The organism is Brevundimonas sp. (genome assembly GCF_036676055.1).
Taxonomy (GTDB): Bacteria; Pseudomonadota; Alphaproteobacteria; order Caulobacterales; family Caulobacteraceae; genus Brevundimonas.
This window is the reverse complement of sequence record NZ_JAKFDS010000016.1, coordinates 162,880-180,202: the sequence shown is the minus strand read 5'-3', so window position 1 is coordinate 180,202 and position 17,323 is coordinate 162,880. Positions and strand designations below refer to the sequence as shown.

Genomic DNA, 17,323 nt, shown 5'->3' with positions numbered 1-17,323 from the left:
GATGTTCAACGGGTCCGAGAACTACAACACCGACTTCTTCAAGGGCACGGAGCTGCTGGGCGCCACGGACCAGAACGGCACCACCAACACCGACCGCACCAACTATTTCCAGAACGTCCCGACATCGGCGCTGGACTCGATCCTGTGGCTGGAGAGCGACCGGATGGGCCACCTTCTGGGCGCCATCGATCAGGCGCGCCTCGATGAGCAGCGCGGCGTGGTGCAGAACGAGAAGCGCCAGGGCGAGAACCAGCCCTATGGCCGGGTGTGGAATGCGATCACCGCGGCCACCTATCCGGATGACCATCCGTACGGCCATACGGTGATCGGCTCGATGGACGACCTGAACGCGGCCGACCTGCCCACCGTGCAACAATGGTTCCGCGACTACTATGGGCCGGCCAATGCGACGATCGTGCTGGCCGGCGACATCACGCCCGAACAGGCGCGCGAGAAGGTGCAGCGCTATTTCGGCGACATTCCGCCCGGACCCCCGGTCACCCAGCCCGTGCAGATGATCGCGCGGATGACCGGCGAACAGCGCGAGGTCATGTATGACCGCGTCGGTCAGCCCCGTCTCTACAAGGTCTGGAACACCCCGCCGGCGGGGTCGGCCGAGGCCGATCACCTCGGCATGCTGGCCCAGGTGCTGTCGTCGGGGCGCAACTCGCGCCTCTACAAGCGGCTGGTGTTCGACGACCAGATCGCCACCCAGGTCGCCGCCTTCAACTCGGAAAGCGAGATCGGCAGCCAGTTCCTGGTCATGGTCACCGCCAAGCCCGGCCAGGACCTCGAGAGGATCGAGGCCATCGTCGACGAGGAGATGGCGCGGCTGCTGCGTGACGGGCCGACGGCGGCGGAGCTGGAGCGGGCGCGGACCAGCGTCGGCGCCGGCTTCGTGCGCGGACTTGAGCGGATCGGCGGCTTCGGCGGCAAGTCCGACATCCTCGCCGAGAGCCAAGTTTATCACGGCGATCCCGGCGCGTGGCGCGAGTCCTACCAACGCATCGTCTCGGCGCGTCCGGCGGACCTGACCCAGGTCGGTCGCGAGTGGCTGAGCGACGGCAGCTATTCGCTGGAGGTCCTGCCCTTCCCCGACTACGCCGCCCAGGCGACCGGCGTGGATCGCAGCCTCGGCGTCCCGACCCCGGGCGAGGCCCCGCAGGCGGTGTTCCCGACCATCGAGCGGGCCCAGCTGTCCAACGGGCTGAAGGTGATGTTCGTGCGTCGCGAGAGCGTGCCGACGGTCAGCATGAACCTGATCCTCGACGCCGGGGCCGTGGTCGATCCGGACGCCAAGGCGGGCCTGGCCCAGCTGACGCCGTCGGTGATGACCAACGGCACCGACACCCTCGACGCGCTGGAGATCAGCGACCGGCTGCAGCTGCTGGGCGCGACCCTGGGCGCCGGCTCGGGCTCGAACTCGACCAATGTGTCGATGACCGCCCTGTCCTCGCGGCTCGATCCGTCGCTGGACCTCTTCGCCGACGTGATCCTGAACCCGGCCTTCCGGGCCGAGGATTTCGAACGCGCCCGCACCCAGCAGATCGCCGGCATCCAGCAGGCCGGGCGTAACCCGGGCGCGATCGCCCGGCGCGTGCTGAGCCAGGAGATGTACGGCCCCGGCAGCCCCTATGGGCGCCCGACCTCGGGCACCGAGGCCACGGTCGGCTCGCTGAGCCCGGCCGATGCGGAGGCCTGGCACCAGACCTGGTTCCGGCCCGACAACGCCACCCTCGTCGTCGTCGGCGACACCAGCCTGACCGAGCTGACGTCGAAGCTGGAGCGCGCCTTCGCCAACTGGCGCGCGCCGGCCTCGCCGACGCCGGCCAGACCCGGCCCGGCCGACGCGCCCGACGCCGGCGGCCAGCCGCGCATCCTGATCGTGGACCGCGCCGGCCCGCAGTCGACCATCGTGGCGGGCCGCGTGGTTCCGGCCTTCGACCCGACCACCGAGGCGGCGATCGACACGATGAACACCGCCCTCGGCGGAGCCTTCACCAGCCGCATCAACATGAACCTGCGCGAGGACAAGGGCTGGTCCTACGGGGCCGGGGGCGGCGTGCCCTTCGGCCGCGGCGAGCGGGTCTATATGGTCAGTGCCGGGGTGCAGTCGGACAAGACGGCCGAGAGCCTGGCTGAGCTGCGCCGCGAGTTCAGCGACGTGGTCGGCTCGCGGCCGCTGACCGATGCGGAGATCCAGGCGGCGCGCGCCAACATGGTGCAGGGTCTGGCCGGCAACTGGGAGACCAACGGCGCCATCGCCGGCGAGCTCCAGAACATGGTCGTCTGGGGCGTGCCGGAAAATTATTACGACACCTACGCCCAGCAGGTCAGCAGCATGGACGCGCAGCGGGCGACCGAGGCGGCGCGGACCATCGTGGGCGAAGGCCCGACCACCTGGGTGATCGTGGGAGACCGGGCGACGATCGAGCCGAAGATCCGCGCTCTCGGCTACGGCGACGTGCAGGTGGTCGATAGCGAAGGCCGGCCGGTCGAGTAACGGAACGGCGAAGACAGCGAAGGGCGGGGCCGGCGACGGCTCCGCCCTTTTGTTTGTCCGGGTCTTGGCGTCAGAGGCCGTAGAAGTCGCGGTACCAGTCGACGAACCGCCTCACCCCGACCTCGATGGGGGTCGAGGGGGCGTAGCCGAGGGCGGCGCGGGTCTCGGTCACATCGGCCTCGGTGCGGGCGACGTCGCCGTCCTGGACCGGCATCAGGTTGAGCGTGGCCTTCTGGCCCAGCGCCTCTTCCAGCACCGCGATGTAGCGCATCAGCTGCTCGCGTCGCCCCGCGCCGAGGTTGAGGATGCGCCATGGGGCGACGCCGCTGGTGGAGGGGTTCGGCTTCATCGCGTCCCAGTCGCGATCGATGGCGGCGGGACGATCGAGCGCCGCAACCACGCCGTCGACGATGTCGTCGACATAGGTGAAGTCGCGCTCCATTTCGCCGTGGCCGTAGACGTCGATCGGCCGCCCCTCGAGGATCGCCCGGGTGAATTTGAACAGCGCCATGTCCGGCCGGCCCCACGGTCCGTAGACGGTGAAGAAGCGCAGACCGGTCGAGGGAAAGCCGAACAGGTGGGAGTAGCTGTGCGCCATCGCCTCATTGGCGATCTTGGTGGCGGCGTAGACGGTCATCGGGTGCGCCACGCCCTGCCTCACCGAAAAGGGCAGGGCGCCGTTGGCCCCGAAGGCGGAGCTGGTCGAGGCGAACACCAGATGCTTGGCCCGCACGGCGCGGGCGCCCTCGAGGATGGTCAGGAAGCCGACGACGTTGGAGTCGACGTAACTCTCGGGGTGTTCGAGGCTGTAGCGGACCCCGGCCTGGGCCCCGAGGTGGACGATGCGGCGCGGCGAATGGTCGGCGAACAGCGCGGTCATGCCGGGGCGGTCGGCGAGGTCGAGGGTGTGGTGGACGTAGTTCGGCTCAGCCTGCAGCCGCTCCAGCCGGGCGTGTTTGAGCGCCGGGTCATAGTAGCTGTTGAGATTGTCGAGACCGATCACCGTCTCGCCGCGGGCCAGAAGCCGCCGCGCGGTGTGAAAGCCGATGAAACCGGCCGAACCGGTGACGAGGACGGGGCCGTTGGTCATCCGTCCTCGTTACCGCCAGCCGGGCCCGACCGCCAGCGTCAGCGCGCGTACCGATCCTCGACCGGCTGATAGCGGTCCCAGATGGCGCGGTCTGCGAGGGAGCGCAGCAGCTTGATGTATTCGGCGTGGGTCCAGGCCAGCGGCGTGGCGGAGTTGGTGCCCTGGCCGGGCTGGTAGCCGTGGGCCGTGGGGTGGCCGACGCCGTCCCAGGCCTGCTCGGGCAGCAGCAGTCCGCCATTGGCGAAGGACTCCATGCCGCGCACGTATGTCTGGCGGATGCCGGCGAGGCGAGCCTCGGTCCAGCCGGCGTCGGCGGGCGGATTGTTCAGCACGGCCGCCAGTTCGTAGTGGCCGCGCTCGCCGGTGAAGAAGGGCCACAGGCGGCCGCGCTGGCCGGAGTGCATCTCGCCGCCGACGCCGTAGTTTTCGCCCGTGTCGGTCTGTTCGCCATAGCCGTCGTTGCCGTAGCGGCGGAAGGCGGGAACGCCGTTGACGTCGTAGCGGACGCGGAAGCGGTCCTCGCGGGTCTGGTCGTCGTACTCGGGCAGGGTGGCGAGGATCGAGGGGGCGTCGGGGGCGCGGACGCCGTAGCGGACCAGTTCGAGGAAGCCGCCGTCGACGATCCTGTCTTCCGCATGGGCGGGCTGGCCGTTGTTCTCGCCGATCGGGGCCTTGTCGTTGGGGTCTTCGTTGCGGGTGATGCGGACGAAGTACTGACCGTCGCCCCATTCGCCATTGGTGGTGAACATCCTCGCCTCGACCTTCGACGCATAGTCGTCGGCGGCGGTCTGGTAGCGGGCGGCCGAGGCCACGTCGCCCGAAGCGCGGGCGATGTCGGCGGCCGTGGTCAGGCCGGCGATGACGGCGGCGGTGGTGGAGGGGGAATAGCCCTCCTGCTCTTCCCAGCGCTCCTGCTGGGTCCAGGGCGGTGTGATCTGGCGGTCGTTCCACAGCAGGCCGACTTTCCCGCCGTCGACGAGGAAGTCGGCGGCCGGCTTGATCATGCGGCCGTACATGGTCGTCAGCTCGGCGTCGGAGACGAGGCCCGCCTTCCACAGCTTCCAGCCCAGCATGATCGGCATGGCGGTCTGGTCGAGCTGGACCCCGACCCATTCGATCTCGCCGTCGACGTGGGTCTTCTGCAGGAACCAGCCGGTGGCGCCGGTGTTGCCCGGCGTCTCCGCGTCGACCTGGACCTGCGGCAGGTAGCGGAAGGCGGCGAGGGGGGTGTCCTCGTCGCCGAGGGCCAGCAGGGCCATGGCCACCTGATAGAAGTCGCGCGGCCAGACGGCCTTGTAACCGGTCGAGGGGTTGCTCGCGTCGACGGTGTCGCCCCACGGATTCGACAGGGAGGCGATCAGGGCGCCGGCGTGGGTGCGGTCCTCCTGCACCTTCAGCATCAGGGCGGAGGCGTATGCCAGCTTGCCGCCGTCGGTGGACTGTTCGGCGAGGCGGGGGAGCTGGTCGAGGGAGGCGATGTAGTCCTCCCAGCCGATCCGGTCGCCCTCGCCGTTGAAGCGGGCGAGGACCTCGTCGAGGCCGGTCACGAACGGTCGGGTCGCCTCGCGCACCGCGCCGGGCTCGCTGTCGCCAAAGCCGATGACGAAATCGCGGGACAGGGATTCCCCCGTCCGAAGCACCGGCAGGGCGCCGGTCAGCATGATGTTGCCGCCCTCGGGGCCGGTGGAGGCGTAGGCGTGGTCCAGACGGCCGTCGGCGAGATCGGTCAAGCCGTCGGAGACGCCGACGAAGCCGACGCTCTGGGCCTCGAACGCGGCGCTGGCCCACAGCGCGAGGTGAACATCGCCCTCCGCCGCGTGGAGCACGCTGTAGCTGGTCGAGCCGTCCGACGTCGGCTGGGTGAGAGGGGCGGTCGAATGCCAGCCCCGATCGCCAACACCCGTATTGGCCATGTGCGGCTCGAGCAGCAGGTAGGGCGTGATGTCGCCGCGCAGGGCCCGGATGGTGGCGCGCACCACAAGCGCCTGATCGTCCGGACTGACGTAGATGCGTTTCTCGATTTCGTAGCAGCCCTGCTTGTCCGTGGTGATCACCCGGTAAGCCGGCGACAGGGGGCGCCCCTCGGCGTCGACGTGCAGATATTCCGTGCGGTGGGTGGTGTCGGTCCCCTCGACCGACAGGCCGTCTTCGGTCACGACGGCGAAGCGTAGCTGCTTGATCTGGGCCTCGTGGATCAGGCCGTACATGGTCTCGGTCAGGACGCCGTCGGCGATGGAGAACCAGACGCGGGAGACGTCGCCGGTCGGGCCGCCGTCGCGGTACTGGCCGTCGACATAGGCTTCGTAGGAGGCGCCGGCGCCGGTCTTGGCGGCGTTGACCCAGGTGGGCGTCTCGCCGGGCGCGCCGGGAGCGACCTGGGCGAGGGCGGGCGCGGCGGCCGTCAGGGCGAGGGCGGCGACGCCGGACAGCAAGACGGTGGGGAGACGCATGGCGGAACTCACGGACGGGCGACGGAAGGGGAGGCGGGAACCAGCAGGCTGGCGCCGGCGGCGATCAGGAAGCTGGCGGCGCCGAGGGCGAGGGCCCAGATCGGCTGGCCGCCGAAAACGCCCTTGAGCACGGCGCCGAGGATGGTGGCGGCGACCAGCTGGGGCACGACGATGAAGATGTTGAAGACGCCCATGTAGACGCCCATTTTCCGACCCGGCACGGCGTTGGCGAGGATGGCGTAGGGCATCGAGACGATGCTGGCCCAGGCGAAGCCGACGCCGATCATCGGCAGCCACAGCCACTGCGGATCGCGGATCAGGAAGACGCCGAGGATGCCGGCGGCTCCGAGGGTCAGATTGATGGCGTGCGCCCCGCGCAGGCCGGTCCGGTGGGCGATGACCGGGATCAGGAAGGCGGCCAGGGCGGCGACGCCGTTGTAGACGCCCATCAGCACCCCGACCCAGTTGGCCCCCTCGCCGTAGCCGGCCGAGGTCGGATCGGGCGAGGCGAAATGCACGGCGGTGACAGCCGGGGTCATGTAGATCCACATGGCGAACAGGGCGAACCAGCTGAAGAACTGGACCACGGCCAGGCCCTGCATGGTTTTCGGCATGGCGAAGATGTCGCCCATGATGTCGGACAGGGGGTTGGAGCGGCCCGCGGCGGCGAGCGCCCCGACGATCATCTGCATCAGGCCGAAGGCGAGGATGAAGCCGGCGAGGAGGTAGAGTTCCTTCTGCAGATCCAGCGCGCCCACCGCCGCCACGCCGAGAGCGCCGACGAGGGCCCAGAGCACGCCGCCTGTGTACCAGGCCCTCTGCGAGCGGGCGGCGGCGGGGGCGGCGTCGCGACCGGCCTCGAAGGCGTCGATCTGTTCGGGGCTGTATTCGCGGGTGGTGAAGACCGTCCAGAGGACGGCGGCCAGCAGGGCGGCGGCGCCGACGTAGAAGGAGATGCGCACCGCCATCGGCACCACGCCCTCGGGGGCGGTGGCCGCGACCGAGAACCACTCGGTCAGGATCCACGGCAGGCAGGAGGCGAGGACCGCGCCGGCGCCGATGAAGAAGCTCTGCATCGCATAGCCGGTCGTGCGCTGTTCCTCGGGCAGGTTGTCGCCAACGAAGGCCCGGAACGGCTCCATGGTGACATTGATGGAGGCGTCCATGATCCACAGCATGGAGGCCGCCATCCAGAGCCAGGGCGAGTGCGGCATGACCACGAGCGCCAGGGTCGTGAGGATCGCGCCGACCAGGAAATAGGGACGGCGGCGACCGAGCGGCGTCCAGGTGCGGTCGCTGAAATAGCCGATCACCGGCTGGACCAGCAGGCCGGTCAGGGGGGCGGCGATCCACAGGATGGCGAGGCTGTCGACCTCTGCGCCGAGGGTCTGGAAGATGCGGCTGGTGTTGGCGTTCTGCAGGCCGAAGCCGATCTGGATGCCGAAGAAGCCGACGCACATGTTCCAGATGGCCCAGCCGCTGAGACGGGGGCGGTCGGTCAGGGGCGCGGGCGAGCTGGGCGCGGCCCCCTCTGGCGTGATGGTGGTCAACGGCGGGCCCTTCCGAGCGGGACGAAGCGGATGGCTTGGCCGCCGCCGGGGGCGAGACGCAGGGTCAGGACGTCGGCCGAGGTGACCTCGCGCGTCGAGATGTCGATGGCCTCGCGGCGGGTGGTGTAGTTGGCGCCCGGACCGTCGGCGTAGATCTCGGCGCGGTAACGGCGGCCCGCATCGAGGAAGCCGAGGGCGGCGGTCAGGACGCGGGGATTCTCGTCGGTGATCGAGCCGAGGAACCATTGGTCCGACTGGCGGTCCTTGCGGGCGATAGTGACGAAGTCGCCGACCTCGCCGTTCAGCACCCGGGTGTCCTCCCAGTCTACGGCGACGTCCTTGATGAACTGGAAGGGAGCCGGGTTCTTCTCGTAGTTCTCGAGCAGGTCGGCGGCCATCTGGATCGGGCTGTAGATGACCACATACAAGGCCAGCTGCTTGGCCCAGGTGGTGGCCACGCCCTCGGGGACGCGGGTCTGCATGCCGAAGATGCCCGGCGTGTAGTCCATCGGCCCGGCCAGCAGACGGGTGAAGACCAGGTTGGGCTCATGCTCCGGCGGGTTCGAGGGCTGACCCCAGGCCGAATACTCCATGCCGCGCGCGCCCTCGCGGCTGATGGTGTTCGGATACGTCCGGCGCAGGCCGGTGTCCTTGACCGGCTCGTGGGCGTTGACCGCCACCTGATAGCGGGCGGCCGTCTCGACCACCCTCTGGTGGTGACGGACCATGGCCTGACCCTCGTGCCAGGCGAGGGCGGACTGGCCGTCGCCGGTCCCGACCCGGGCGCCGCCGGCGTCGGCGACATAGCCGGTCTTCACCGAATGCCAGCCGAAGCGCTGCATCTGGGCGAAGGCGGCGTCGAGCTGCTGTTCGTAGAAGAAGGCGTTGCCGCCGGTCTCGTGGTGGCCGACGATCTCGACGCCCTTGTCGCGGGCGTAGGCGGCGACCCGTTCGATGTCGAAGTCGGGGTAGGGCCGGGTGAAGCTGTAGTTCCAGCCGGTCCCGAACCACTCGCCGTCCCAGCCGACGTTCCAGCCCTCGACCAGCACCCCGCCGAAGCCGTGCTCGGCCGCGAAGTCGATGTGTTTGAGCGTGTATTCGGTGGTGGCGCCGTGTTTCGGACCCGAGTTCCAGCTGCGGGTGTCGAGGTGCATGTCCCACCAGATGCCGACGTATTTCATCGGCTTGAACCAGCTGACGTCGCCCAGCTTGTTGGGCTCGTTGAGGTTCAGGATGAGGCTGGATTCGACGAGGCCGCCGGCCTGGTCGGCGATCTGGATCGTGCGCCAGGGCGTGTGGAAGGGGGCTTCGCGGACGACCGCGGCGCTGGTCAGGCCGGGGGTCAGCATGGCGCGGAACTTGCCGCCCTCGACATGACGCAGGTTCATGCCGGAATAGTCGACGAGGGCCGCCTCGTGGATCGACAGGTGGGTCCCGTCGTCGAACCGCATGGTGATCGGCGTCTGGCAGACCCCGACGGCGGAGATCGGGGTCCGGTTGTAGAGGTACTCCTCCCGGTTCCACTCGAAGGCTGGAATCCACCAGGCTGTGCCTGGGTCGGCGACCGTGAACTCGGTCAGCTCGGCGCCGATGTTGACGGTCTTCAGGTTGTCCTGCTCCGGGAATTCGTAGCGGAAGCCGAGGCCGTCGTCATAGAGGCGGAAGACCACGTCCATCCGGCGCATGTCGCCCCAGCGCTCCTGCAGCTGGATGCGCAGCTCGTTATAGCGGTTGCGAATGAAGCGGCGCTCGCCCCACGGCTGCTCCCAGGTATCGTCGTGACTGGTCACCGACTGCGAGAGGATGCCGAAGGCGCGCTCCAGCTTGCGGGCGTCGGTCAGCAGGAAGCCCATCCGCGAGGAGGCGATGACCGGGCGGCCGAGGCGGCTGACGGAATACGAGACGAAGCCGTCGTTATTGGCGGTCACCTCGACGGAGATGACCCCTTCCGGCGAGGCCGCGGTCGCGGAGCCGGGTTGGGCGCCGGACGTCGCGGCCGCGTCCTGGGCGGCGGCGCTTGCGGGAACCGCGGCGACCGCGGCGCCGGCGGTGATCAACGAACGGCGGTTCAGCATCGGGACGAACTCCACGCAAAGGGACTTGCCAGACGCCGCTCGCGCGGCGCAGAACAAGCAAGGTTTGCAGCAAATTTTGCAGGCCCGCCATCAGCAGGAAACCAAACGTGAGCCGCCGCAACACCCGCCTGGAGGATCTGGCCAAGCTGGCGGGCGTGTCGATTTCGACGGCCTCGCGCGCGCTCAACGACAGTCCGGCGGTCAACGCCCGGACCAAGCAGCTGATCTGGAAGCTGGCGCGGGAGCACGACTATCCGTTCCGCCGCTACATGCCAGCCGGGCCGATCGGCGCCGACGGGGTCATCGCCCTTGTGACACCGCGGCCGCAGGGGCGCGAGGGACGGTTGAGCGACCCCTTCTTTCTTGAACTGCTGGCGGGCGTCGGCGAGGCGGCGCGCGAGCGCGACTGCGACGTGATCCTCAGCCACTTCGCCCCGACCAGCTACGATGACCTGTCGGCGGCCATGAATACGCGGGCCGACGGCGTGATCTTTCTCGGCCAGAGCTTTCTGCACCAGAGTCTGAACCGGCTGGCCGAGACCGATGGGCGGTTCGTGGTCTGGGGCGCCGAGATGCCGGACCAGCTGTATTGCTCGGTCGGCTCGGACAATCTGGCGGGAGGCCGGCGCGCGACCCTGCATCTGGCCCGCCTGGGCCGCAAAAGGATCGTCTTCCTGGGCGATCTCGATCCGCCCGAGGCGATGCAGCGGCACCGGGGTTATCTGGAGGCGCTGGCGAAGGCGGGCCTTGAGGTCGATCCGGACCTGATCATGGAAGCCCATTTCGAGGTCGAGTCCGCCGAGGCCTCGGTCGACAGCCTGATCCGCCGGGGCGTCGACTTCGACGGCGTGGTCTGCGCCTCGGACCAGATCGCGCTCGGGGCGGTGCGGGCCCTGCTGCACGCCGGACTGAGGGTGCCGGAGGATGTCTCGGTGATCGGCTTCGACAATGTGCCGTTCAGCCGCTACGCCCGCCCCGCCCTGTCGACCATCGCCCAGGACACGATGAAGGCGGGCCGGCTGCTGGTGTCCAAACTGCTCGACAACCCCGGCGACTCCGTCGGCCGGTCGGAACGGATCCCGACCGACCTGATCGTGCGCGAGAGCTGCGGCGGCTGAGGTCATCCGGCGGCCTTGGCGAGGACCAGGCCGGCCATCGGCGGCAGGGCGCCGCCGGACCCGGCTTCCAGATTGACGGCTTCGACCGGGCGCCACCCGGCGGGCGCCGTCCAGGCCACGGACCGTTCCCCCAGATTGAACACGCACAGCAGGCTTTGGCCGGCCAGGACGCGTTCGAAGGCGAGCAGGCCGGGGGCGATGTCGACCATCCGCATGTCGCCGCGGGTCAGGGCCGGATGGGCCTTGCGCAGGGCGACCAGCCGGCGGGTGACGTTGAGCATCGACGACGGATCGGCCTCCTGCCGGTCGACGGCGAGGGCGAAATGGCGCGGGTCGACCGGCAGCCAGGGCTCGGCGATCGAAAAGCCGGCGTGGGGGCGGTCGCCGATCCACGGCATCGGCGTGCGGGCGCCGTCGCGGCCGAGCGTCTGCGGCCAGTTGGCGATGGCCTCGGGATCGACCAGGCGCTCGAACGGCACATCGGCCTGGGGCAGGGCCAGCTCCTCGCCCTGGTAGATGAAGACGTTGCCGCGCAGGCACATCAGCAGCAGCATCGCCATCTCGGCGAAGGCGGCGAGGTCGCGGCTTCCGGCCCAGCGTGAGATGGCGCGCGGGGCGTCGTGGTTGGAGAAGGTCCAGGAGGGCCAGCCCTGGCCGTCGCGGCCGTGCCAGGCCTCGGCCCCCTCGCGGACCAGCTGCTCGTGCAGCTCTGGCGCATAGAGGTAGAGGAAGCCGTAGGCGCTGTTCAGATGGTCGTCGCCGGCGGTGAAGGCCTGCATCTCGCGCTCGGCGTGGTCGCCGCCGACCTCGGCCACGGTGAAGCGGCCGCCATAGCTGTCGGTCAGGGCGCGGACGCGTTTGAGGAAGTCGGCGATCTGGGGCTGGGACTGGTTGTGGACCTTGTCCTGAAAGTCGAACGGCCGGGTCCGCTTGCCGCCGGGCGGCAGGGGCGGATTGTCCCGCAGCAGCGGGTCGTGCATCGAGAAATTGATGGCGTCGAAGCGGAAGCCGTCGACGCCCCGGTCCAGCCAGAAGCGCGCCGCGTCCAGCAGGGCGTCCTGCACCGCCGGCAGATGCAGGTTCAGCTGCGGCTGCTCCGGCAGGAAGTTGTGCATGTAGTACTGGCCGCGCCGGGCGTCCCAGGTCCAGGCGGGACCGCCGAAGACGGACTGCCAGTTCGACGGCGGCGAACCGTCGGCCTTGGCGTCGGCCCAGACGTACCAGTCCGCCTTTGGATTGGTGCGCGACTGACGACTCTCGCGGAACCAGGCGTGCAGATCCGAGGTGTGGGCGAAGACCAGGTCGGTGATGATGCGCAGGCCGAGGCGGTGGGCCTTGTCGATCAGGACGTCGAAGTCCGCGAGCGTGCCGAAGATCGGATCGACGTCGCAGTAGTCCGCGACGTCGTAGCCGAAATCCTTCATCGGCGAGGTGAAGAAGGGCGACAGCCAGACGGCGTCGACCCCCAGGGAGGCGATGTGGTCGAGGTGGTCGGTGATGCCCTTCAGATCGCCGACGCCGTCGCCGTTCGAGTCGGCGAAACTGCGCGGATAGACCTGATAGACGACCGCGCCGCGCCACCATTCGGCGGCGTCGGAGCGGGCCCGGGGAGACTCGATAATCTGGACGGTCACGCTCAACCTTCGGAAACGCAGACAAGATAGCCCAGGGCGGGCACGGAAACGGAGACGGCGCCGGGTGCGGCGGCGCGGGCGGGGCACTGGCCGAGCAGGGCGCGCCATTCGAGGGACCCGGTCTCGACCGGGATGTTGACGTCGCGCGCCTCGGTGGAGGTGTTGAACACCACCAGGGTCTCGCCGTCATCATCGAGGCGGGACAGGGCGAGGATGCCCGGCGTCTGGTCGGCGATCCGGACGGCGACGCGGCCGCGGCGCAGCCGCGCGTCGGCCGCGCGGACCCGGGTCATTTCGGCGATGCGGCGATACATGTCGGCTTCGGCGTCGAAGGGGCCCGAGGCCGAGCCGACGCGCCGGTCGTCGGCATAGGAGGCGACGTCGGTCCCGAACATATCCTGGCGCGAATGGCGATCGTCGCCGTCGCCGGTGAAGCCCTGTTCGTCGCCGTAGTAGATCACCGGCACGCCGCGCCCGAGCAGAACCAGGGCGTGGGCGAGGGCCGAGCGGTCCAGCAACTCGGCGTCGGAGATGTCGGGCATGGCCTTGAGGATCAGGTGGCCGATCCGGCCCATGTCGTGATTGCCGGTGAAGGTCGGCAGGCGCCGTGCCGTCTCGACGCCGCCCGCATAGATAGCGTCCTCCATCAGCAGATAGCCCATGGCGTCCGGATGGCCCGCCCCCGTGACCATGTTCTGGACCACGCGCTGATAGGCGAAGTCGAGCACCGTCGGCAGGCCGTCGACGACCGTGTGCATGGCCGCCGTGCCGCTCTGGAAGTCGTAGGTCTCGCCGAAGATGTGGAAATTCGGGATACCCCGGGCGCGGGCCCGTTCGAGGATGGCGGGGACGAAGGCCTGCCAGAACTCGGGGTTCACATGGCGGGCGGTGTCGATGCGGAAGCCGTCTATGCCGTAGTCGTCGATCCAGCCGCCGTAGACGTCGATGAAGCCCTGGATGACGCGCGGATGCTCGGTGAACAGGTCGTCGAGGCCGGCGAAGTCGCCGTCCATGCGGGCCTCGCTGTACCAGGCGCTGTTGCCCCGGTTGTGATAGAGGCCGACCTCGTTGAGCCAGGCCGGGACCTTGACCGTCTCTTCTCCAGCCGGGACGTACGGCGTGTACGCATAGTCCGGACGGACCAGGGGCGAGAAGTCGCCGCCCGACGCGCCGGTGAAACCGTCGTTGATCGCTTCGCCGTCGAGGCCGCCGCGGCGCTGGTACGGATAGTCGCCCCTCCAGCGATAGCCGCAGTCATTGGCCGGGCACTCCCGGTAGCGGATGACGTCGGCGGTGTGATTGATGACGATGTCCAGATAGACCTTGATCCCGCGCGCGTGGGCGGCGTCGACCAGGGCGCGAAAGTCGTCGTTGGTCCCGAAATGCGGGTCGATGCGGGTGAAGTCGGTGATCCAGTAGCCGTGGTAGGCGGCGCTCTCCTGACCCGGCGGGCCCTGCACCGGCTTGTTGACGAACGGCGGCGCGATCCACAGGGCGGTGACGCCCAGTCCCTGCAGATAGTCGAGGCGGTCCATCAGCCCCCGCAAATCGCCGCCGTGATAGAAGCCGGGGTCGGTCGGATCATAGCCGGTGCGCAGGCGGTCGCCATCGACGCCGCCCCGGTCGTTGGCCCGGTCGCCATTGGCGAAGCGGTCGGGCAGCAGGAAGTAGATCACCTCGTCTTCGGCAGGACGGTCGCGCAGGGCGGAGACGGGGTCGGCGCTGGCCGACGCCGGGGCGGCCCCGAGCATGGCGAGCGCGGCGCACACGGCGGTCACGCGGGCGCGGTTCGGCCGGCTCGGTCTTCCCTGCATAGTCTCCGTCCCTCTGGAGTGTCCGTCGGCGGCGTGGCTGATCGGATCGTTTGCAAGATTTTGCAGCGACAACTGTCGATGTCAACCGGTTCAGGCGTCAGGACTAAATTGCGGCGCCGCAGGGCAAAATCCCTTGTGCGCTGCGGCAGAGCTAAAGCGGTGCGTCACATTTGCGCCACGGATCGGTCACGCTCGGGGAACGGACGCTTGCATCCTTTCCATAAGTTTGCATTACTTTGCGGTAACACCGGACGCTTCGTTAGAAATGCGACGGCCTTAGGGAGAAGATGATGAGAACCCAAGTCACTCGCCGTGCCCGTCTGCTCGGGGGCGCCGCTGTCCTCGCCGTGCTGGCCTTCGCCGGAGCCGCCGCCGCGCAGGATGCGCCGCCGACGGATACGACGCAGGTCGAGGAGGTGGTCGTCACCGGCATCCGCTCCTCGATCGAGAGTTCGATCGCCAGCAAGCGCGAGAACTCCTCGATCGTCGAGGTCGTGACCGCCGAGGATATCGGCAAGCTGCCGGACGTCTCCATCGCCGAATCGCTGGCCCGCCTGCCGGGCCTGACGGCGCAGCGGCTCGACGGCCGCGGCCAGGTGATCTCGATCCGCGGCCTCGCGCCGGACTTCACCACCGCCCTGCTGAACGGCCGCGAACAGGTGTCCGCCGGCGACAACCGCGGCGTGGAGTTCGACCAGTATCCCTCGGAGCTGCTGGGCAGCGTGCTGGTCTACAAGACTCCCGACGCGGCGCTGATCGGTCAGGGCCTGGCCGGCACCGCCGATCTGCGCACCATCCGCCCGCTCGAGTACGGCCGTCAGGCCATCGCTCTGAACGCGCGCTACGAGTGGAACGACTACGGGGCCCTGAACTCGGGCACCGAGGACACCGGCCAGCGCTACAGCATCAGCTACATCGACCAGTTCATGGACGACACCCTGGGCGTGGTGCTGGGCTACGCCCACATGTCGACGCCCTACCAGGCCGAGCGTTTCAACGCCTGGGGCTATCCGACCTTCTCCGACGGAAATCTGCTGATCGGCGGGGCCAAGCCCTATGTCCAGTCCAGCGAACTGGTCCGCGACGGTTATATCGCCACCATCGAGTTCCAGCCGAATGACCGGTGGCATTCGACCTTCGACGCCTTCTATTCCGAGTTCGACAACACCCAGATCCTGCGCGGCATCGAGTTCCCGCTGGCCTGGGGCGGCAGCGCGGGCGCCTGCCCCGGGCCGGTCGCGGTCTGCCGCCCGGCCCCCACGCTGCGGCCCGGCTACACGGTCGAGGACGGCATGATCGTGGCCGGCACCTTCGACAACGTGAAGGGCGTGGTGCGCAACGACGGCAACCGCCGCACCGCCGAGCTGACCTCGGTGGGCTGGAACAACGTGTTCCAGCTGGATGACAACTGGTCGGCCACCGTGGACCTCAGCTACTCGAAGGCCGACCGCACCGACGTGGTGCTGGAGACCAACGCCGGCACCGGCCGCAACGTTGACGGCGCGCTGGACACGCTCAGCTTCGTGACCACGCCGGAAGGCACCACCTTCACCTCGTCGCTGAACTACGCGGACGCCTCCCTGATCCTGCTGACCAGCGCCCAGGGCTGGGGCGGCGGCGTCTATCCGCAGGGGATCGAAGGCGGCCAGGACGGCTTCATCAACAGCCCGACGATCGTCGATGAGCTGTCGTCGATTCGCGCCGACCTCGGCCGCGACTATGAGGAAGGGCCCTTCAGCCGCTTCTCGTTCGGCTTCAACCTGACCAGCCGCGACAAGGAGCTGTCGCTCGAGCGCTACTACCTGTCGCTGGCCGCCAACCGCGCCGACCCGCTGCACAACACCAGCGTGCCCGTGCCGGCGGAGTTCCTGCTCGAGCCGACCGAGCTGACCTATCTCGGTCTCGGACCGATGATCAGCTACGACCCCTTCGCCCTGGTCGAAAGCGGCATCTATGAGCTGCTCGCGCCGCAGGACGACAACCTGCTGGCCTTTGGCTGGTCGGTGTCGGAAGAGGTCTTCACCGGCTACTGGAAAGCTGACATCGACAGCACCCTGTTCGGCCTGCCGGTCACCGGCAACATGGGCTTCCAGGTCGTCCACACCGAGCAGAGCTCGGAGGGCGTGATCGCCTCGGGCAATCCGGCCACCCCGGTGCCCACCACCGGCGGGGACGACTACAGCTACATCCTGCCGAGCGCGAACCTGGCCTTCGAGGTCCGGGAAAATCTGTTCGTGCGTGTCGGCGCCGCCCGGGAGCTGGCCCGTCCGCGGATGGACCAGATGCGGGCCTCCATCAATGTCGATTACAATGGCGGCCTCGCCGCGAGCACCGACATCAATGCGTCGCCGTGGGGCGGCAGCGGAGGCAATCCGAACCTGCGCCCGTGGATCGCCAATGCGCTGGACCTGTCGGTCGAGAAGTATTTCGGCCGTCGGGGCTATGTCTCGCTGGCCGGCTTCTACAAGGACCTCGAGAGCTACATCTACGACCAGCAGCAGCTGACCGACTTCACCGGCTATCCGATCACCGGTCCGCAGCCGGTCCTGCGCCAGGGCTACATCTCCACGCCGCAGAACGGCGAAGGCGGCGTGATCCAGGGCGTGGAGTTCGCGGTGTCGGTGCCGTTCGACCTGATCTGGCAGCCGCTGGAAGGCTTCGGCGCGACCTTCAGCGCCTCGTGGACCGACAGCGACATCACGCCGAACCCGGGCAATCCCTCCCAGCCGCTGCCCGGCCTGTCGGAAAAGGTCAGCAACCTGACGGTCTACTACGAGCGTGACGGCTTCCAGGCCCGGATCTCGAACCGCTACCGGTCCGAGTTCCTGGGCGAGCTGTCCGGCGTCGGCACCGACCGGATCCAGCGGATGGTCGACGCGGAATCGATCGTCGACGCCCAGATCGGCTATGAGTTCCAGTCCGGGCGTCTGGAGGGATTGTCGGTTCTGGCGCAGGTCAACAACCTGACCGACGAGCAGTTCAAGACCTTCGAGAACGACGACCCCCGCCGCGTGATCGACTACCAGCAGTACGGACGGACCTATCTGGTCGGGGTCAACTACCGCTACTGATCGGCCCAACCGATCAGC

9 protein-coding genes are annotated in these 17,323 nt (G+C 68.8%); 3 read left to right on the top strand and 6 right to left on the bottom strand.

The window, feature by feature from the left end; all coding sequences use genetic code 11:
* On the top strand, positions 1-2,503 hold a 2,503-nt coding region (locus tag V6M45_RS03055; protein WP_332653918.1), incomplete at its 5' end, for a M16 family metallopeptidase.
* A gap of 70 nt (positions 2,504-2,573) precedes the next feature.
* On the opposite strand, the gene V6M45_RS03050 is transcribed toward V6M45_RS03055, so the two are convergent.
* The 4 genes from V6M45_RS03050 to V6M45_RS03035 all read right to left on the bottom strand — a co-directional run bounded on the left by V6M45_RS03050 (position 2,574) and on the right by V6M45_RS03035 (position 9,668).
* Positions 2,574-3,593 carry an NAD-dependent epimerase/dehydratase family protein gene (locus V6M45_RS03050; protein ID WP_332653916.1) on the bottom strand — a complete coding sequence of 340 codons (1,020 nt, stop codon included), beginning with the start codon at positions 3,591-3,593 and terminating at the stop codon, positions 2,574-2,576.
* A gap of 38 nt (positions 3,594-3,631) precedes the next feature.
* Entirely contained in the window at positions 3,632-6,043 is a 2,412-nt protein-coding gene (locus V6M45_RS03045) for a glucan 1,4-alpha-glucosidase (RefSeq protein ID WP_332653914.1), read from the bottom strand.
* Positions 6,044-6,051: 8 nt separating this feature from the next.
* On the bottom strand, positions 6,052-7,503 hold the full coding sequence (locus V6M45_RS03040) for an MFS transporter (RefSeq protein ID WP_332653927.1): 1,452 nt from the start codon (positions 7,501-7,503) through the stop codon (positions 6,052-6,054).
* A gap of 86 nt (positions 7,504-7,589) precedes the next feature.
* A complete protein-coding gene (locus V6M45_RS03035) occupies positions 7,590-9,668 on the bottom strand; it encodes a glycoside hydrolase family 97 protein (protein ID WP_332653913.1) in 2,079 nt (692 codons plus the stop codon).
* A gap of 89 nt (positions 9,669-9,757) precedes the next feature.
* Between V6M45_RS03035 and V6M45_RS03030 the strand changes: the two genes are divergently transcribed.
* Positions 9,758-10,786, top strand: a complete 1,029-nt coding sequence (locus V6M45_RS03030) for a LacI family DNA-binding transcriptional regulator (protein WP_332653926.1) — start codon at positions 9,758-9,760, stop codon at positions 10,784-10,786.
* Positions 10,787-10,788: 2 nt separating this feature from the next.
* Here the strand turns inward: V6M45_RS03030 and V6M45_RS03025 are convergent, their stop codons facing one another.
* Together V6M45_RS03025 and V6M45_RS03020 are read right to left on the bottom strand one after the other, a co-directional pair.
* Positions 10,789-12,420, bottom strand: a complete 1,632-nt coding sequence (locus tag V6M45_RS03025; RefSeq protein ID WP_332653911.1) for an alpha-amylase family glycosyl hydrolase — start codon at positions 12,418-12,420, stop codon at positions 10,789-10,791.
* 2 nt (positions 12,421-12,422) lie between these two features.
* Positions 12,423-14,234 carry an alpha-amylase family glycosyl hydrolase gene (locus V6M45_RS03020; RefSeq protein WP_332653909.1) on the bottom strand — a complete coding sequence of 604 codons (1,812 nt, stop codon included), beginning with the start codon at positions 14,232-14,234 and terminating at the stop codon, positions 12,423-12,425.
* A 290-nt stretch (positions 14,235-14,524) separates the two neighbouring features.
* Between V6M45_RS03020 and V6M45_RS03015 the strand changes: the two genes are divergently transcribed.
* A complete protein-coding gene (locus V6M45_RS03015; protein WP_332653908.1) occupies positions 14,525-17,305 on the top strand; it encodes a TonB-dependent receptor in 2,781 nt (926 codons plus the stop codon).
* Positions 17,306-17,323 lie beyond the last annotated feature (18 nt).

Excerpts from the sequence above, each read along its gene's own strand:
- V6M45_RS03050 (WP_332653916.1), bottom strand. The coding sequence starts at position 3,593 with ATGACCAACGGCCCCGTCCTCGTCACCGGTTCGGCCGGTTTCATCGGC.
- V6M45_RS03020 (WP_332653909.1), bottom strand. The coding sequence starts at position 14,234 with ATGCAGGGAAGACCGAGCCGGCCGAACCGCGCCCGCGTGACCGCCGTG.
- V6M45_RS03015 (WP_332653908.1), top strand. The coding sequence starts at position 14,525 with ATGAGAACCCAAGTCACTCGCCGTGCCCGTCTGCTCGGGGGCGCCGCT.
- V6M45_RS03045 (WP_332653914.1), bottom strand. The coding sequence starts at position 6,043 with ATGCGTCTCCCCACCGTCTTGCTGTCCGGCGTCGCCGCCCTCGCCCTG.
- V6M45_RS03040 (WP_332653927.1), bottom strand. The coding sequence starts at position 7,503 with ATGTGCGTCGGCTTCTTCGGCATCCAGATCGGCTTCGGCCTGCAGAAC.
- V6M45_RS03035 (WP_332653913.1), bottom strand. The coding sequence starts at position 9,668 with ATGCTGAACCGCCGTTCGTTGATCACCGCCGGCGCCGCGGTCGCCGCG.